Origin of the sequence: uncultured Aquimarina sp., assembly GCF_947492115.1 — a bacterium.
In the GTDB taxonomy this organism is placed as follows: domain Bacteria; phylum Bacteroidota; class Bacteroidia; order Flavobacteriales; family Flavobacteriaceae; genus Aquimarina.
In genome coordinates, this window is the sequence record NZ_CANLMM010000006.1 from 281,819 (window position 1) to 301,564 (window position 19,746).

Below are 19,746 nucleotides of genomic sequence, written 5' to 3' on the forward strand. Positions count from 1 at the left end.
AAAAATAAGCGCATCTGCTCGATGCGCTTTATTTAAATTATGATTTCTTTTTTCTCCAAAAAAATCACCAAATTCAAGATTCTATATTTCTATTTCTCCTGCTCATAGTTTTCATAGCTATTCATTAACCGTATAAATTCCGCTCTATAACCTAACTCATCATCTCCTCTGTTCTCTTGTGCAAGTGAAATGATATCGGCCACTGTTCTATTTTCTAAATATTTAGAGTTTCTTAATTTCATTCCATACCAAGCTACCGAAGCAGCAAATCCAAAATCACTGGACATTAATTTTTCCGAACCCATTTTATGTGTATGGATGATTTCTATACTTTGATCTTCTTTTGGTTTTTTATACCGAAACTTTACCGTGAATAATTCATCCCGATAAGAATTATTAGTTTCTTTTTTTGTATACTTTAACTTAGAAACATCTTTAAGATACTTGCTTTCTACACCTACTGGAATTACTTCATATAAAGCAGTGACCGTATGTCCACTACCTAATTCACCCGCATCTTTAGTATCATCTATAAAATCTTCATCATGTAACAAACGATTTTCGTATCCTATCAATCGGTATGCTTGTACTTTATTAGGGTTAAATTCTACCTGAATTTTCACATCTTTTGCAAACGTGTAAAGTGTTCCACCAAATTCTGTTCCTAATACCCTTTGTGCTTCTTGCATAGAATCTATATATGCATGATTCCCATTTCCAGTATCTGCAAGTACTTCTAACTTACTATCCTTATAGTTTCCCATTCCAAAACCTAAACAAGTAAGAAATACTCCTGTTTTTCTTTGCTCCTCGATTAATTCTTTCATTGCTACATCACTACTTTCTCCCACATTAAAATCACCATCAGTAGCTAGAATAACTCTGTTGTTTCCATTTTTTATAAAATGCTCCTGAGCTATTTTATAGGCAAGCTGAATTCCTTCTCCACCGGCAGTAGATCCACCCGCTTCTAAATTATCTACTGCTTCTAATATTTTCTCTTTGTTTTTACCAGATGTTGGTTTTAAAACCACACCAGCAGCTCCCGCATATACTACAATCGACACCTTATCTTTTGGTCTAAGCTGTCCCACAAGTAATCTAAAAGCTTTCTTTAATAAAGAAAGTTTATTAGTAGCGTTCATCGATCCAGAAACATCTATTAAGAAGACAAGATTGGATGCAGGAAAATCATCCGTGGGTATTTCTTTTCCTTTGATTCCGATTTTTATTAATTGGGTACCTTCATTCCATGGAGTATTGACATCTTCCGTATGAATTGCAAAAGGATGTTGATCTTTTGGTTGTTCATAGCTATACTTAAAGTAATTAATCATTTCTTCGATCTTCACAGCATCTGCAGGAATCTCTTGGCCATTATTAATCATTCTTCGAATATTACTGTAGGAGGCTTTATCAACATCTATGGAGAATGTAGATAACGGAGAAAATGCTACTCTTTTAAAATCATTTTCTATAATTTCTTTATAATTTTCAGCATTAGCTGCTGTCTCTAAAGCAAGTTCATCATTTGTATCTAACACGATACTTTCTGTTACATTATAACTTCTATTCGTATGCTGATTGCATGAACTTAATATCATCATACACAAAACCAGAAATGCATATTCGATTTTCTTAATTGTCTTTGTTTTCATCTTAATTGTTTTTACATTGTTAAACTGAAAACAAAACTAGTATCACCATGGTAGAGACGCTTGTAGACCTGTTGTAAAACCTTTGTAAACTATTTTACAAAATCTAAAACACTATACTCCAATACATTGTAATCGAACAAACAAAAGAACATATCGTTTTTTCCCTTCTCAAAAAAAAGGTAGCAATACAATTTTTGAAGCATAATTCTGCCTCCAATAATGATATAACCGAGTGGAAAGGGCAAGATATTATCTTGTTTCAAGAAGACTTAAGAAAAGAAGTAAAGGGTAGTATTAGTGAAAAGTCATTCTATAATTATTTTAAAACCTCTTCAGAAAAAATTCCAAGAGTTGACATCCTTAATATGTTATCCGAATATTGTGGCTATGAAAATTGGAACGATTTTAAGACTCAAAATTCTAAGATAATATCCAACAATACCAAAAAGAAAACTGCAAAACGGAAATGGATTGTTTTCTTTCTCATTGGAATCTTATTTATTACCTCAGCATACTTTTTGATACCAAAATCAAACACCTTTAATTTTTGCTTTATAGATAGAGACAGAAACGAACCGATTATCAAAACACCTATTGAAATTATTGTACTTAATAATGAGCAATCTCCTTACTATACAAAAAGTGACAGTTTAGGCTGTTTTACCTGGACAACCAAAGATGATTTTATTCATTTTGTCATTAAATCACCTTATCACAAAACCGATACCATTTATAGAAGTATATCTACTATAACTAAAGAAAATATTAGGGTTAGCACGGATGATTATGCTTTAATGCTTCATTATTATGCCAATGGAAAATTGGATAACTGGAAGAATAGAAAGAAGGAATTATCAAAAATGATTGCCGATGATGCCGTGATATTCCAAGTATTACCATCGGGATTAGGAATAGAAGTATATTCTAAAATAGAATTTATAAATAAGCTAACTACCCCAACAAAAAGCTTGCAAAATATTGAGATTATCGAATCCAGAAGATCCGAAGGACAAGTTGTTAAATTAAAATTTAAGATCAAATCATGAAACAACTTATGTATATTCTCATATCATTTATACTTCTAGGGTGTTCTAACAACTCTTACAAAAACATGGAAGCTACTGAAGTGATTAATGATGAAATTGTTATGGATTCTTACGAAGAAGAAATGTCCTTTGATATTCTTGAAGATTCATACACGATTCTAGTTTCTGAAAAATTACAAGACTACTTGGATAAACAGCTACTCATTCAAAAACATCCAGAATTTAAAACCGTAACTGACACTGCATATTTATTCGATCTCAAGAATCGTAATCACATTGAAAAAATAAGGTTTCTAGATCAACCCAAAAACTTTTCGGACTCAATTACAATAATAACTACAGAAATTCAGTTTGGTAACTTAGAAAAAGACACAGTTATTTCTTACATTAAAACTTCATCAACACTGATTGATGGAGTTAAGTTTAGAACCTCTAAAGTTTCTTTTGAAAGGTTAAAAACCTCCAAAAAACGAAAGTAGCATCCTTGTTTTTATCTGATTTTTACGGTTTTACCACCTACTTAAACACATAAAACCATTAAAAACAAGGTTGTTTATCGTAAAAAAAATAGCATTTATCGAGTATTTTAACTTTTTAACTTGTTGTTAATCAATTATTAATATTTTTGAAACCCAAGATTTAACATTTGGAAGGGAAAATTTAAAGGAAAAAGTTATGAGAATTTTTACATTTTTAGTAGTACTTATGATCTGTTCCTCTAATATGGCGCAAGATCAATTGGAAGTTCATACGGAAACAGTAGAACTAACCAAAGAGCAGAAAAAAGAAGAAAAGAAAAAGAAAGAAGCTGAGGACAAAAGATTTATAGAATTAGCGGAAAAAAGAGCAGTTTTATTACAGCAGGAATTAAATCTGAGCAATTATGCCAGTGATCGTATCAAAAAGATGATCATTAAATACTCTAAGCAAGCTAATAAGGTGATTCAATCAAATGCTTCAGCTAGCGAAAAATCCAAAGATTTAAGTAATATCGTGTACTTCCAAAACGAAGATTTTAAAAAAGTACTTACTGTACACCAGTTTTATAAGTATTTAAAACTTAAGAATATCTAACAGATTTACAATAAAAATTCGCCTCATGGGCGAATGCTCTCTATATGATGTAATACGTCATTAGTTTTTTAGTACCTTAGAAGCGTTAACGTTAAGATTCACACAACTTATGACGTCTTTTTCTAAGGTATTTGCAATACTTGCAATAACTTTTCTCTTTTCTTGCACACAAAAACCCATCATTCATCCAGCTACCAGTGATGTTTCACTTACTAGTTTTGTTAATACATTTATAGGTACTGGTGGTCATGGACACACATATCCAGGTGCAACAATGCCCTTTGGGATGATACAACTAAGCCCTGATACTCGTCTAGACGGTTGGGATGGTTGTTCTGGATATCATTATACAGATTCATATATCTATGGGTTTTCCCATACACATCTTAGTGGCACTGGAGTTTCGGATTACGGAGATATCTTATTGATGCCTACCGATACGATTGTTTTTAATAATGGAGCAGATGGCCAAAAAGGATATCGAGCGCATTTTTCACATGCTAACGAAAAAGCTGCTCCAGGATTTTATCAAGTACATTTAGATACTACCGATATTAATGTTAGACTGACAGTAACCAAAAGAGCGGGCATACACCGCTATAAATTCCCAAAAGGTCAAAAACAAGTGGTGATTTTGGATCTAGAACATAGAGATGCTTTACTCGATCATAACATAAACATCATTTCTGATACAGAAATTAATGGTTATCGTCATTCCAAAGCATGGGCAGAAAAACAATTGTTGTTTTATCATATGCATTTTTCAAAACCAATTACCAACAAAACTTTTAACGAAAATAGAACTAAAGTAGCCTTAGAATTTGATAGCAAAACCTCTGAAGAATTAAGCATCCGTATAGGAATCTCTGCAGTTGATGAAGAGGGTGCTTTACAAAACCTCACTACAGAAGTTGGCAATAAAACCTTTGATCAAATCAAACAAGCAGCTAATGACAGTTGGGAAAAAGAGCTTAAAAAAATAGTAATCGAAAGTCCTAATACAGATTACAAAACAAATTTTTATACGGCTTTATATCATACGATGATCGCTCCTAATTTATATCAAGATGTGGATGGACGTTATCGTGGCATGGATCTCAACATCCATAATACCAAAGACTTTGAATACTACTCGGTATTTTCTCTTTGGGATACCTATCGTGCAACCCATCCTCTGTATACTATCATTGATCAAAAAAGGACTAATGATTATATCAATACATTTTTAGCCAAATATGATGAAGGTGGTATTATGCCAATTTGGGATCTAGCCGGTAACTATACCCATTGCATGATTGGATATCACGCTGTACCAGTCATTGCTGATGCTTACCTAAAAGGAATTTCGAATTATGATACCGAAAAAGCGTTAAAAGCTATGAAACATAGTGCAACCCGTGATAAATTAGGGTTAGCATCTTATAAAAGTGTAGGATTTATTCCTGTGGAAGAAGAGGCAGAATCGGTATCCAAAACCCTAGAATACGCGTATGACGATTGGACGATTGCACAAATGGCTCAAGCAATGGGTAAATCGGAAGATGTAAAAACTTATACCCAACGTGCTCAATACTATAAAAACGTTTTTGATCCGTCTACCAAATTTATGAGAGGACGTTACAGAAATACATGGTTTACACCATTTGATCCTTATGAAGTAAACTTTAATTATACCGAAGCAAATTCATGGCAGTATAGCTTTTACGTTCCACAGGATATTTCTGGGTTTATCAACCTAATGGGTGGCAAAGCAGCGTTAGAGCAGCAATTGGATGCACTTTTTACCGCAAAAGATCAAACTTCTGGAGCGCATCAAGTAGATATTACCGGACTGATTGGGCAATATGCACATGGCAATGAACCTAGTCACCATATTGCATACCTCTATAACTTTATCAACAAACCACACAAAACCCAAGAAAAAGTACACGAGATACTTACCAAGTTATATACCAATACTCCCGATGGGATTTCTGGTAATGAAGATTGCGGACAGATGAGTGCCTGGTATGTGTTAAGCAGTTTAGGTTTTTATCCAGTTACTCCTGGTAGTGATTATTATGTGATTAGTACTCCATTATTCGAAAAAGGAACGATACAATTAGAAAACGGAAATCAATTTACTATTGTAGCAAACAACATCAACGATGCTAACAAATATATCGCTAGTGCTTCTTTAAACGGAAAAGAGTATTCATATACCTATATCAAGCATCAAGATATTATGAATGGAGGTTCGTTGGTGTTTGAGATGACAGATACCCCTTCAACTTGGGGAAGCAATGATACCGACATCCCAAAAACACAAATCGAAGAGCACTTAATTACCTCTCCTCCTTTTATTGCTGAAGGTAACATTGCTTTTAAAGAGAAATCTCAAATTACGTTACAAAGTATCAATAAAGAAGCAGAGATCTTTTTCGCATTAGATAATGAAGAATTCAAAAAATATGAAACTCCAATCAGTATTACTCAACCTTCAATTTTAAAAACCTTTGCCGTAGAAAATGGAATTAAAAGTCCAATTATAGAAACCGAATTTTTTAAAATTAATCCTAATCTAAAAATATCACTTGAGAATGAATATGCCAATCGCTATAATGGTGGTGGACCCGATGCTTTAATTAATGGTATCAAAGGAGCTATGGATTATCGTTCAGGTTCATGGCAAGGCTTTCATAATCGAGATCTTATCGCTACTCTGGATTTAGGATCAATAAAAAATATCAACACCATATCCATTGGTTTTCTAGAAGATCAAAGAAGTTGGATCTTTTATCCACAAAAAGTAGAATTCTGGATCTCTGAAGATGGAAAACAGTGGAATCTATTAGATAAAAATACCTTTATAAAATCGACAACTCCTTCTGCGGAAGTATCTATAAAAAAAGTAGAAGCTTCCTCCATTGCAAACAAGGCTCAGTTTATAAAAATTAAAGCGCAAACCGTTGGGACCATTCCAGAATGGCATATTGGTAGTAACCATGATGGCAAAGCTTGGGTTTTTGCAGACGAAATCACTGTAAACTAATGAAAAGACGAAAATTTATTCAAAATACCTCACTGACAAGTGTTGGGATTACTCTAGGAACCACACTTATAAGCTGTAAAGAGGAATCTGAAGAACAACCACAAAAAGAACAAGAAATTATGACAAATACAACCTCTACTCCAATTGCAGTATGTACATGGCGTTTTACCAAAGCAAATGCAAAAGCTGGAGAAGCATTAGCATCTGGAAAATCTGCGTTGGATGCTGTTATCGAAGGTGTTGCTGTGGAAGAAGAAAATCTAAAAAATACAACTGTTGGAAAAGGAGGTGCACCTGATCGAGATGGTAACGTAACACTTGATGCTTGTGTTATGAACCCTGAAGGAGATTATGGCGCGGTTTTGTGTGTAGAGAATATCACTAATGTTGCTGCTTTAGCCAGAAAAGTTATGGAAGATACTCCTCATGTTATGCTTGCCGCTGAAGGGGCAGAAGAATTTGGATATCAATCTGGATTTACCAAAGAAAACTTACTCACTGAAGATTCCAAAAAAGCTTGGGAAGAATGGAAAAAAACTTCAGAGTACAAACCGATCATTAATATCGAAAATCATGACACTATTGGTATGTTAGCAATTGATAATAATGGAGATATTGCAGGTGCCTGTACCACATCGGGCTTATCGTATAAAATGAAAGGTCGTGTTGGGGATTCTCCCATCATTGGATCCGGTTTATTTATAGATAATGAGGTAGGTGGTGCTGTGGCTACAGGAATGGGCGAAGAAGTGCTGAAAACTGTCGGGAGTTTTCTAATCGTAGAATTAATGCGTGGCGGAATGAGTCCTCAGAAAGCATGTGAAGAAGCGATCCGACGTATTGTAACTAAAAATGATAAATACAAAGATTTTCAAGTAGCCTATGTAGCTATTAATAAAGCTGGAGAAATTGGTCATTATTGCATCCATGAAGGTTTTTCTATTATGAAATACCAAGATGGAGTTAATGAGAATGTACTTACCAAATTTTATCATACTTCTTAAATAATAAAAGCATGTCAAACAACTCATCCTATCGTAGTTCTTTTATTCTATTAACCTTACTCTTTTTTCTTTGGGGTTTTATAACTGTGCTGGTAGATTCTTTGATTCCCAGACTAAGAGAATTATTCACCTTATCTTATTTTCAAGCTGGTTTGGTACAATTTGCCTTTTTTGGGGCATATTTTTTATTATCGATCCCAGCTAGTTACATCCTTTCAAAAATTGGATATAAAAAGGGAATTATCTTAGGATTATTAACAATGGCTACTGGTTGTTTACTATTTTATCCTGCAGCTTCCTATCGTGTTTTCGGGATTTTTATGCTGGCCTATTTTATACTCGCTGGCGGAATGACCATTTTGCAAGTTGCAGCTAATCCTTTTGTGGCTGTACTAGGTAGTGAAGATGGAGCATCGAGTCGACTAAATCTCTCCCAAGCATTTAACTCTTTAGGAACTGCAATTGCACCAGCTGTAGGAGCTCTATTCATTTTGAGTGATAGTATCAAAAGCAAAGAGGAAATTGCACAATTATCAGAAAGTGCAAAAGAAACGTATTTAACATCCGAAGCTGCAGCTGTTCAAAATCCTTTCCTGGGATTAGCAATATTTATTATTGCTATTAGTGGGATCTTTTTCTTCGCAAAACTCCCAAAACTAATTAACGAAACATCTACCGGAACTTATGCGGAAGCTTTTGCAAAAAAAGGACTTATTTTAGGAGTCTTAGGTATTTGCTTTTATGTAGGTGCAGAAGTAGCTATTGGTAGCTATTTGGTCAATTATTTTCTAGACATGAATATGGTTCCTCTTATTAAAGAGAGTAGTACTTTGATGAGTATAGCTGATTTTGTTGCCACTATTTTCTTTAAAAGTTTGGAAGGAGCAGATGCAAAAGCACTACTTGGAATTTTTGTAATTTTTTATTGGTCTGGTGCTATGATTGGACGCTTTGTGGGGTCTTATCTTACCAAAATCTTGAAACCAGGAAAAGTTTTAGCACTTTTTGCTTCTTTGGCAATTATGTCGATATTAATTTCTATCGCTAGTAGTGGTTTTATAGCTATGTGGAGTATTCTGGCAGTTGGACTATTTAATTCTATTATGTTTCCAACTATATTTACTTTGGCCATCGATGGACTAGGAGATCTAAAACCAAAAGCCTCAGGATTGTTATGTACGGCTATAGTAGGTGGAGCGATTATTCCTCCTTTATTTGGTTTACTAACTGATCATATTGGCTTTAAGCTTGCATTTATTTTAGTGATTTGTTGTTACGGATATATCCTATATTATGGATGGATGAAGAGTAAAACCATCTTATAATCTTCGAATTAAATTGTATCCTATAAAACAAAGCGGTTGCAACCTATAAATTTGGTCACAACCGCTTACAAATTCTAATCAACCTAAAAGTTTTATTGCACTGCTACCTTTACAGTTTTCACAAATCGATTGCTCCCATCTCCTATTCTAAAGAAATATAGGCCTGTTGTTGCTTGTGCCATATCTACATTTATTCTATACTCATTTCCTATTTGGCTAAGAGAAGATGCTTTTAGTTGTTGTCCTAACATATTAAACACACCGATATAAATTTCTGTATCTAATGTATTCTGAGGAACCAAACTAATTTCAAACTTATTATCTGGTTTCGTTAACACTGTTAATTGAGCATTGTTAAATTCTCTTTCATCTACACTTAATGTCTGATCAATTTCTACAGTGTAGTCGTGTACCTCTCCGAAATCAAAATCCCCACAAGGATCATTAATATCTCCACCTGCTGATGTATCAATAGCTTTCGCTCTTAAAATGTGACTTCCTGGATTAGCTCCGACTGGGATTACCAAATTAAAGTCTTCTAAAACACCAAAAGATCGGAAAAATTCTCCTGCAATTAGCTGCTCAGATGGTTCGAAAATAAAGTTGTCGTTAAAATCGATCCAAACCGAAAGTGCTTCTATATCAGCTCCATCTTGCCAATTGTGTTGTGCTTGTAATATATATTCGTTATCACCATCAACATTAGATAATACCGTAGATAGATTGGTACGGTCCGAATACCCATTAACGTTAAGACCTCCTTCTGTATTGCACCCACTACCTCCATCATCGACGTTAATTGTATTAAGAACAAATTGTTTAATTCCATCTACATTACATCCCGCAGTAGCTTCTGGCGTACAAACCGTATGAGTAACGCTTTTAGAAAAATCATCGTTACTTGCTAATTGATCTCCACTAAAATTTGTTCTAGCATCTATCGTATAAGTAACATTAATCGTACTTAAATCTGCCTGAGCTGTAAATGTATAACTAGCAGTTTCTTGCGGTGCAATTGGTCCTGGAACAGTCTCTACAACAGGTGTACCTCCATCTAAAATGTATTGTACTTCTATATTGGTAGCAGTTTCTCCTCCAAAATTAGTGATATCCACTATTACATCTTCTAAACCTAATCCTGATCCAGTTGAAGGAGCAGAAATATCAACAACACCTACATCTCTTGCTAATAAACTTTTAACTTCTTTTGAAGCGTCATCATTTTGTGTTAACCCATCACCTGTTAACACAGTATTTGCTTCTATGGTATATACTTGCCCTGGATTAGAAAGATCAACAGTAGCAGTAAACGTATAACTTACGGATTCATTTGGATTCACTGTACCTGTAAAAGTTTCAGTAGCTATTAAAACCCCATCAACTCTTAATTCTACAGGAATATTTTGTTGAGGATCTGTACCAAAATTTCTAATATTTACCTCTACAGTTTCTGCATTGGTAAGCAAGCCGTCATTTGGCGAAACAATAGCACTTACCCCAACATCAGTAGGCAAACCAGAAGTAAGACTAAAAGAAGCAATTCTAGTGGCCCATATATTATCATCTTTAAAATATTCAGCCGTATGCCAAAAAGTAAATTGATCAGGATCCATCGTTAAGTGAGAATAATCACCGAATCTATTTGATATTGTCTGTACTCCTGCTCCATCTATAATAGTCTCTTCTGCTAATGTCATTTGTCCTAATGGATCATTTACATATCGTCCAGTATATCTAATACCAGGCTCTAGTGTTGCACTTGCAATATTAAATGCTAGACCGATGTTTCCTAAAGCATCAATACATCCACTTCCCATAAATCTACTATGCCCGTCATTTGGAGCATACGTTCCTTCTTGGTATACAGACCAACCTTCGGTATCACTATTTCTTAATTCTATCCAACGAATTCCTGCAGTATCATTACCGTCTACATCTACATTAAAAGTAATCAGCCAAGAGTTATGATCTGTAAACGATCTATAGTTAGCCGCATACGATATCACTCCTCCTATCATATCGACCTTTTGAGAAGTTCCAGGTTGTTCCACGTCTCCTGTTCCAAACGGCGCAAAAACGCTATCAAAAGCAGTAATAGGAATATCTAAAGGTTGTGAGATTGTACTATTACCTGGATTGGTAAAATCAATATCAATCTCCCATATTTTTAATTCATCTTGGGTAATTGAATTACTCCATCCATCATCTTGGAAATACACAATATACCCAGGTACATCTACAGGAAAGTCGTTTCCAACCAAATTTGCAGGCTCTGGACTAAAAACGGTATTAGGATTTCTTTCAATTCCTGGAAGATCAAATCCTATAATTTGAGCATCTGGATCTCCCGCAATCATGGCCTGACGATCTAAAACATATGTAGTATTTCCTGCGTTTTTATTTGCGGTTAAATAATATCCATCTGGCCATATAGCATAATGAGGATAATCAGGAAATGCATCTAATGGAAACTCATACATATTATAAGCTCCTGTAGGATCTGGTGTTTCTGAAATAGCTACGATTAAGGCATTATCAGAAACTCTGAATTGGCTTACAAAAAATCGATCTGATAAGTGATCATACATGATTATTGGATCTCCATCATTGTTACCAGAACCTAAAAAATCAGATAACGAAGTGGGACCTGCCAACACATTCCCACTTTTATCAAATATCTTTATAGCAACATTAACTCCATGAACATAATGATTAGGACCAACTGCTCCTGATGGATCAGGAGGTAATGCGCCTCCTGCATCATTACGGTCTATACCTTCTATATTAAGCCCTAAATTATTATTCGCAGATATACCAAACTGTTCCTGTCTTTTAGGATCAGGACCTATTGGCAAAGCATTTTGATTTACTTTTTCATTAGCTCGAAGATTATTAAAAATTATTGTAAGATCCTTAACAGATTCTTCCGCTTTAGACTGACTAATAGTTGGATAATCTTTAAACGGTTTGGTTTTTCCTTTGTAGTTTCCTTTTGCAATCGTACTTGGACCAACCCCTTGTTGTGAAAACAAACTTGTTATGTAAAAACAACATAACAAACAAAATAAAAATTTTTTCATTTTTTTGAATTAAGAGTAAATTATTAAACTGTGTGACATACATAAAAAACAGTTGTACTAGTAAAAACCCTACTCTTAATCGACAATTATTACAAAAAAATTACCTTATCATTTTATAGCTTCTTTAATTTTCTGAATTTTTTGTAAATCCGAAAACATAGTCAAGTCATCATCAACCATCTTAAGATTATTCATAGATAATTTAACAGGTGTTCCTGATTTTACAATTGAAATTACAGATAAATGTATTTCTTCGAAATTATTGTCTTTAAAAACTTTAGCATTATCTGCATTAATTCCCCCTCCAGGTAAAATCTTTAATTTTGAAACTTTATCCCTTAGCTTTACAAGTAAATTAATACCATCCAGCGCTTTTACCTGCTGTCCTGAGGTTAAAACTCGATCTGTTCCTATCTCTTCTAAAATTCGAATTGTCTTTTCTGGATTAGGGATCCAATCAAAGGCCCTATGAAATGTAAAAGATAGTGGTGAAGCAAGCTCAATCAATTCTTCAGTCCTTTTTACATCTAGTGTATGATCTTCGTGTAATACCCCAGAAACAATTCCAGTGCAACCTATGGACTTGCAAAAAACAATATCTCTTTTCATAATATCGAATTCAGTATCTGAATACGTAAAGTTTCCGCTTCGGGGTCTAATCAATATATGAATAGGAATAGCAATTTCTTCTACAGTTTTTTTTATCAAACCATAAGAAGGAGTAATCCCTCCTACTGCCAATTCTGAACATAGTTCAATTCTATCTGCTCCTCCTTTTTCCGCATTCACAGCAGACTCAAAGGAATTAGCACAAATTTCCATTGTAATTGTTTTCACAAGAATGATATACTATTTATTATTCCACAATAATTTCATCAATAAATGTCCAAGCTTTATTTCCTGCTCCTTGTAGTCCTTCAGGAATAACACCGTAATTTTTGACTTTTATTTTTATAAAACGACATTTTATATTATTATCAATTGTAATTGACACAATTGACCCCTTTGATAATTTCATATCTAATTCCTTAGAAACTCCGTTGGAATAAGAAACATTGTCCTGAGAGAAGGAAACTTCAACCTTTTTGGGTGCATAGATCCACTGTCCATTTGCATTATAAAACCGAGTTTTTATTGCATGTATTTCTGATGCTTGTTTTAGATCTAAAGTAATTTCCACATCGTCTCCCCAAAATCCTAACCACTCTTTATCGCCATACCTACTATTACTACCATTTATCCCATTTATTAAAGCTTCTTTACCACCAGCATTGTATGATGGATGTGGTTTTGTATTCATAGTTACGGCAGCACCAATTGCTTTATGGATCAAAAAATTCTGAGTAAATAAAGCTCCCAAAGGCTCTTTTCCTTGAAAGACCTTCGCTTTTAGCATATAATTTTTGTCGATCAAAATAGGTTGGTTATATACTAATGAAGTTCCAATCGGATCAGTTCCATCTAAAGTATATCTAATCGTTTTATCCTTAAAAAATGTTTCTAAAGAGTACTTTACATTGTGATTCTTAACACCTATATCTCCATTAATTTCATATAAATGATTTGCATAATAAATACCTAGCATATCTAATCGTTTTTGAAAAGGCACTAATCGATTTACAAAATCGGAATAATTCTTTGTTTCAGTTGGACTCCAAACTACTTCACTTAATGCTATAGCTCTAGGAAATGCCATATAAGTTACTTTATCAAAAGTTTTCATATACTCTGTCCAAACATTTCCTTGAGCTCCTATAATGTATGTTGCTTCTTCTTTTGATATTCCGTCTGGAATTGGCTCAAAACTATATACTTTCTCTAATGGCAAATAACCTCCTATCGCCAGAGGTTCATCGGTTCTGTCACTCTGATAATAATCAAAGTAGCAATGAGAAGATGGTGTTAAAATAGCTTGATGCTTTTCTTTAACCGCAGAAATAGCTCCTTCTGTACCTCTCCAGGACATTACTACAGCATTTGGCGCTAAACCACCTTCTAGAATTTCATCCCAACCAATAATTTTTCTTCCTTTACTATTCAAGTATTTTTCAATTCTTTTTATAAAATAACTTTGTAATCCAAACTCATCTTTAAGTCCTTCTTTCTGAATCAGATTCTGGCAATATTCGTTAGCTTTCCATTGTGCTTTTGGGGTTTCATCTCCTCCGATGTGAATGTACTCGCTCGGAAAAAGTTCCATAACCTCATCCAACACATCTTGTAAAAAAGTAAATGTCGTTTCGGTAGGACAATACACATCTTCAAAAACTCCCCATTTTGTAGCAACTTCTACAATTTTATCTCCACAACCAAGCTCTGGATATGCTGCAATTGCTGCTTTAGAATGTCCTGGCATTTCGATTTCAGGGATGATCGTAACATTCCGTTCTTGCGCAAATGCAACAATCTCTTTTACTTCTTCCTGTGTATAAAATCCTCCATATTTTTTTCTATCAAATTGATGTGGTTGATCATTATAATGGCCTACCAAAGTCTCCTTTCGGTACGCTCCTACTTGTGTCAGCTTCGGATATTTTTTGATTTCGATTCGCCAACCTTGATCTTCGGTAAGATGCCAATGAAACGTATTGAACTTTAATAAGGAAAGAATCTCTATATATTGTTTGATCTCCTTAACAGAAAAAAGGTGTCGTCCTACATCTAAATGCATTCCACGGTACGAAAATCTAGGCGCATCAGAAATGGAAATCACTGGTAATTGCAAAGGGGTATTACAACTGTTATTTTCAAAACAAGGTGGAAATAATTGTCGTAACGTCTGGATTGCATAGAAACTACCTTTTGGATCTTTGGAGCGGATCAAAACTTCTTTCCCAGAGATAGTTAGTTGATAACCTTCTATATTGGTGATGGTAGTATCTATTTCAAAAGAAACAAAATTCGAATTTTTGGAAGGTTGTATTTCCAGCGATTTTCCAATTCCTTTTTCAACCAGTTTATTAAAATACAGTACAGTTTTTTTAAGATCTGGATGATACTTTATGGACGTATTTTGAGAAAACAGAAAATGACCTTTTCCTACTTTTTGTTCTTTTGGGACAGGAATAATACCTCCAAACACTACAGGATCTTGAGCCTTACTACAGCTACTGATTAGATAGAAAATTAATAGAATTCTTATATAATTTATCCTCCTATCCATTTCTTACACAGATGTGGTTTTTATAACACTATTCAATGTTTTGACTTTGATATCTTCAAGCTTTATATCACCTTTAGTTTGAAATAAAAGCTTTTTGGTTTCTCCTGGTAAAATATCAAAAAAATTATCTTCAAAATGTCCTTTCTTATCAGTGTACAGAAATACATCTTTTTGTAATGATGAAGATGAAACTGTTATTTCGTACCCCTCTGAAACCTTTGTCATCTCTAATTGCACGTTATGCTCTGGTAATCTTAGATCTTTGGGACGCACCAAGTAAAAATTAGCTTTTTTTCCTTCAAATTCAGTTGTAATGACCACGCTTTGTGCATCTACAATTTCATTTGGTATTTTTTGCTCTAATACTTTTGTTGAAGCATTCGCTTTAGCTTTTATATTCACTTTATTCTTCCTCAATACATTCCCTTCAAAATCCATGAACGTAATCTTTAAAGCTCCTTCTTTGTCTTGAAGATGATCATTCACAACATGTAGATATAAAGAATCATTTTTTACTTGTGAGGACAGTATTAAGTTTTCAAAACTTCTCTTTGCTTTGTAATGTAAGGCCTTCCAGTTTCCTAATCCATCGATTCCAGACCATGACACTACCGGCCAACAATCATTAAACTGCCAATATAGCGATCCCATATTATAGGGCATTGCTCTTCTATGGGCATGAATACCTTTCGTTATACCATACGCTTGTAACAATTGACTAACATATACATAATCTTCTGGATCAGACGGAACTGGAAAATCTCTTTCCATATATTCTCTAATCAATGAAAATCCTCTATTATGTTTTTGATGTGTTTGGAAACTAGAATGATTAATATTGATGCTATCTAACTGCGTAAAATATCTAATTGCTTCATAGGATGGAAAAGATTGAAATCCATATTCGCTCATAAATCTTGGAATTTCTTCTTCAAATCTTTCAAAAGGTAATGCATCATGCCATACGCCCCAATCGTGTGCGCTTCCTTCTAGCTTAAATCTTTTATCTGCTCGTCCGTATTTAGGAGAACTTTCCCAATAAGAGTTATCTGTTAAACTTGCTACTGCTTCTGGCAAGATTCCATTAAAAAGCTTTTGATAATTGTTCCATATTTCTTCTTTTTCTTCTTCGGATCTATCGATTTGCCAACCCCAATTATGCCAAGCTTCATTATTTTCATTATTGCCACACCAAACAGCTATACTTGAATGATTACGTAATCTTTTGATATTGTCTACAGCTTCTTGCTTTACATTTTCTAAAAACTCATCATCACCAGGATACATCGCACAAGCAAACATAAAATCTTGCCAAACCAGGATTCCATTTTTATCCGCTAAATCGTAGAAAATATCTTCTTCATAAATTCCTCCTCCCCAAACACGAAGCATATTCATATTGGCTGCCATAGCATCTGTAAAGATTTGTTTATAATCCTCAGCCCTTACTTCTGGTTGAAAAATATGTTGAGGAATATAGTTGGCTCCTTTCATAAATACAGGAACATCGTTTAATTTGAAATAAAAAGTACTTCCTACACTGTCTTGATCTTGTATTAATTGTATAGTACGTAATCCTTTCTTAACACTCTTGGAAACGATCTCTTTACTACCCTTAATTATCTGTAGTTTGATATCATATAGATATGGTTCTCCTAGATTATGAGTCCACCACCTTTTAGGATTCAAAATCTCAAAATCCAAATCGTATAAGTGATTTCCTGGAACGGAAGCAATCTCTTTTTGTAAAACCACAGAATCATTAACATAAACCTTGCAGGTGAGCTCAATTTCTGATGTTATGGTAAGATCTAGCTTTGCTTGCAACGATGCTTTTTGATCTGTAAGGGATTGTTGTTTGAGATATAAATCATTTAAAAAAACATCATCCCAAGATTCTAGAATAATTGGTCTCCATACGCCAGAAGTAATGAACATGGGACCCCAATCCCATCCGTAGTGAAATTGTGGCTTGCGAGTAAAAACTCTTCCCGATACCGGAAGTTCATAAGCTAGTTTACTCATCTTTTGTTTTTCGATCGTATCAGTATGCTTAAATATAATGCTAAGCGTATTCTCTTTACGAACTCGATTAGAAACATCAATATTCCAAGTTCTAAAAGCATTATCTGTATTGATCAATAAACTATCATTCAAAAAAACAGTAGCATAGGTATCTAATCCTTTAAATTGAAGTTGATGATATTTTCTCTTTAACTGTTCTTCGTCTAATTGAAATGTAGCACTATATTCCCAGTCTTCATCTGAAATCCATTGTAGTTTCTCTTCATTATTACCAATAAATGGTTCTTCGATTTTCTTGTTTTTCAATAAATCGGTATGAACGGTACCAGGAACATTAGCAGGAAGCCAAAGTGTATCTCTCGTATTTTTAAACTTCCAATTCTGACTGATTTCTGTGGTAAGATTTGGTTTTTCTTTTGCACAAGAAATTAAGATTACCAATAGCAGAAGTAATCCTATTTTTTTAGACATATTTAAAATGATTTTGTGAGTATTTATTAAAGAAAATTAGCTTCTCTAAAATAGAAAAATTAATCTACTTAAATAGATAACACTTAAAACCAAAAATTTAAAAGCTAATGAATCAAGGAGTGGAGCTTGAAACCTGCAATACCTTACCATTATAAAACTTATTTCCGGTAAGTGAAAAATTAGTGATATATGTCGCCATTTCTATTGCTGTCAATGGTGCTTGATATCCAGGAAATGCTTCTTCCAACATTTCTGTTTGTACTGCTCCTAGTGCTAATACATTAAATGCTATTCCGCTATCTTTATATTCTTCTGCCAATAATTCGCTTAAAGTAATAACTGCTCCCTTGCTAGAACTATATGCCGCTAGACCTGGAAACTTCATACTCCCTTGTATTCCTCCCATACTACTTACAGTTACAACATGACTTCCAGATTTCATAAAAGGCAGTAATAAACGTGTGATTTCTGCTACACCAAAAACATTTACTTTATATACTTCTTCAAATTCTTTGGAACTAATTTCTGCAAAAGGTTTATTCAATAATTTACCTGCGTTATTGATCAAAATATCTACGCTATTCCAATTTTCTTTAATATAACTGGACACTTTTGAAAGATCATCGGAACTACATAAATCACAAGAAAAAGCATAAATATTCTTGTGGTTTAACGCTGATATAGGTTTTTCATTTCTTGAAAGTGCAAGTACCCGGTGCCCTTCATCAGCGAATAATTTTGCCATTTCAAATCCTATTCCTCTACTGGCTCCGGTAATTATTACGTTTTTCATTTGGTTGTTTTATCGTTTCTTCGCGGTCGTATAGAAACATTTCGGTTTGATCTAGACTTAATCGTTTATTTATTTTTCGAAGGATTACTTGAGTTTAATCTCCTGTGTTTTCGAATTCAATATGTTTGTCATTACTGGAACGCAATCGTTGATAAGTTCTGCCATAAATTCAAAATTCATTTCTGATACTTCATCATCTACATGATGGTAGTAGTCATAGTTAGTGAAGTCGAATGTTGAAATCGTTTGGCAAGGCACATTAAATTCTTTATGAAAAGGATAGTTATCACTTCTGCGAAATAACTGAAACTCTTTAGCTTTAGGCAGAAACCCTATTAATTCCTTCCCTGCGTATTCATTCATTTTCTCCGCCATATTAGATATTTCAAATCCTGTGATATATGCTTTATAAGACTTGTCATTCAACGGTACTCCAATCATTTCAAAATTTACCATCGTATATAGATTCAAGTTTTTCTCTTTTAAAACCTTAGCCAAATGCTTTGATCCAAGCAAACCTTTTTCTTCTGCCCCAAATAACACAAACAGAACGCTACGCTTATTATCCTTAGCTTTTGCAAAATGTTTGGCTAAAGAAATTACAGCTGTACTTCCTGCAGCATTATCGTTAGCGCCATTAGCAATAATATCTCCATTAACTTCTTTTCCTTTTCCGATATGATCGAAATGAGCGCCCACTATTACAAATTCATTCGCCAAATCAGGATCTGTACCATTTAAATATCCTACTACATTATAGGTTTCCGTTCCTTTCGCATCAAAAGATGGTAAATAGGTGTCGAAATATGGACTAATACCAGCATCTTTAAATATATCTTCTATATACTTTGCTGCTTTTTTCAATCCTTCAGATCCAGTATCTCTGCCTTCTAACTCATCACTAGCCAAAAAATTCATAATAGTTTCTACTTCTGAAGCTTTAATTTTTGATTCACTGGACTGAGCTGTAGTTACTTGTTTACAATTAATAAACACTATAGCTATTATAAAAAGTGCAATACGTTTCATATTCTGTTTTTTTACTTCTTTCATTACTATAATTTAATATCCTTTTG

At 33.9% G+C, this 19,746-nt stretch carries 13 protein-coding genes; 6 read left to right on the plus strand and 7 right to left on the minus strand.

Going from position 1 to position 19,746, the window contains the following annotated elements; genetic code table 11:
* Positions 1 to 89 precede the first annotated feature (89 nt).
* Complete coding sequence (locus Q1A73_RS18750) at positions 90 to 1,658, minus strand: VWA domain-containing protein (RefSeq protein ID WP_299608632.1); 1,569 nt, start codon at positions 1,656 to 1,658, stop codon at positions 90 to 92.
* A 194-nt stretch (positions 1,659 to 1,852) separates the two neighbouring features.
* Between Q1A73_RS18750 and Q1A73_RS18755 the strand changes: the two genes are divergently transcribed.
* The 6 genes from Q1A73_RS18755 (at position 1,853) to Q1A73_RS18780 (ending at position 9,138) form a co-directional block, all read left to right on the plus strand.
* A complete protein-coding gene (locus Q1A73_RS18755; protein ID WP_299608635.1) occupies positions 1,853 to 2,704 on the plus strand; it encodes a hypothetical protein in 852 nt (283 codons plus the stop codon).
* Positions 2,701 to 3,183 (plus strand): hypothetical protein, encoded by a 483-nt coding sequence (locus Q1A73_RS18760; RefSeq protein ID WP_299608638.1) that lies wholly within the window; start codon positions 2,701 to 2,703, stop codon positions 3,181 to 3,183. The genes Q1A73_RS18755 and Q1A73_RS18760 overlap by 4 nt, the downstream gene beginning before the upstream one ends.
* A gap of 196 nt (positions 3,184 to 3,379) precedes the next feature.
* The gene (locus Q1A73_RS18765; protein WP_299608640.1) at positions 3,380 to 3,778 is read left to right on the plus strand and encodes a hypothetical protein; all 399 of its coding nucleotides are present in this window, start codon (positions 3,380 to 3,382) and stop codon (positions 3,776 to 3,778) included.
* Positions 3,779 to 3,887: 109 nt separating this feature from the next.
* Positions 3,888 to 6,809 (plus strand): GH92 family glycosyl hydrolase, encoded by a 2,922-nt coding sequence (locus Q1A73_RS18770; RefSeq protein ID WP_299608643.1) that lies wholly within the window; start codon positions 3,888 to 3,890, stop codon positions 6,807 to 6,809.
* A complete protein-coding gene (locus tag Q1A73_RS18775) occupies positions 6,809 to 7,813 on the plus strand; it encodes a N(4)-(beta-N-acetylglucosaminyl)-L-asparaginase (protein ID WP_299608645.1) in 1,005 nt (334 codons plus the stop codon). The genes Q1A73_RS18770 and Q1A73_RS18775 overlap by 1 nt, the downstream gene beginning before the upstream one ends.
* Positions 7,814 to 7,824: 11 nt before the next feature.
* Positions 7,825 to 9,138 (plus strand): sugar MFS transporter, encoded by a 1,314-nt coding sequence (locus tag Q1A73_RS18780; RefSeq protein ID WP_299608648.1) that lies wholly within the window; start codon positions 7,825 to 7,827, stop codon positions 9,136 to 9,138.
* Between the two features lie 92 nt (positions 9,139 to 9,230).
* On the opposite strand, the gene Q1A73_RS18785 is transcribed toward Q1A73_RS18780, so the two are convergent.
* The 6 genes from Q1A73_RS18785 to Q1A73_RS18810 form a co-directional block, all read right to left on the minus strand.
* Positions 9,231 to 12,218, minus strand: coding sequence for a GEVED domain-containing protein (locus Q1A73_RS18785; protein ID WP_299608650.1), 2,988 nt, complete (start codon positions 12,216 to 12,218; stop codon positions 9,231 to 9,233).
* 108 nt (positions 12,219 to 12,326) lie between these two features.
* Positions 12,327 to 13,055 (minus strand): copper homeostasis protein CutC, encoded by a 729-nt coding sequence (locus Q1A73_RS18790; RefSeq protein WP_366141472.1) that lies wholly within the window; start codon positions 13,053 to 13,055, stop codon positions 12,327 to 12,329.
* A 19-nt stretch (positions 13,056 to 13,074) separates the two neighbouring features.
* The gene (locus tag Q1A73_RS18795) at positions 13,075 to 15,381 is read right to left on the minus strand and encodes a family 20 glycosylhydrolase (protein ID WP_299608652.1); all 2,307 of its coding nucleotides are present in this window, start codon (positions 15,379 to 15,381) and stop codon (positions 13,075 to 13,077) included.
* 3 nt (positions 15,382 to 15,384) lie between these two features.
* Complete coding sequence (locus tag Q1A73_RS18800; RefSeq protein ID WP_299608655.1) at positions 15,385 to 17,877, minus strand: glycoside hydrolase family 2 protein; 2,493 nt, start codon at positions 17,875 to 17,877, stop codon at positions 15,385 to 15,387.
* Between the two features lie 112 nt (positions 17,878 to 17,989).
* On the minus strand, positions 17,990 to 18,670 hold the full coding sequence (locus tag Q1A73_RS18805; RefSeq protein ID WP_299608657.1) for an SDR family oxidoreductase: 681 nt from the start codon (positions 18,668 to 18,670) through the stop codon (positions 17,990 to 17,992).
* A gap of 84 nt (positions 18,671 to 18,754) precedes the next feature.
* Positions 18,755 to 19,723, minus strand: coding sequence for a M20/M25/M40 family metallo-hydrolase (locus Q1A73_RS18810; protein ID WP_299608659.1), 969 nt, complete (start codon positions 19,721 to 19,723; stop codon positions 18,755 to 18,757).
* Between the last annotated feature and the right edge of the window lie 23 nt (positions 19,724 to 19,746).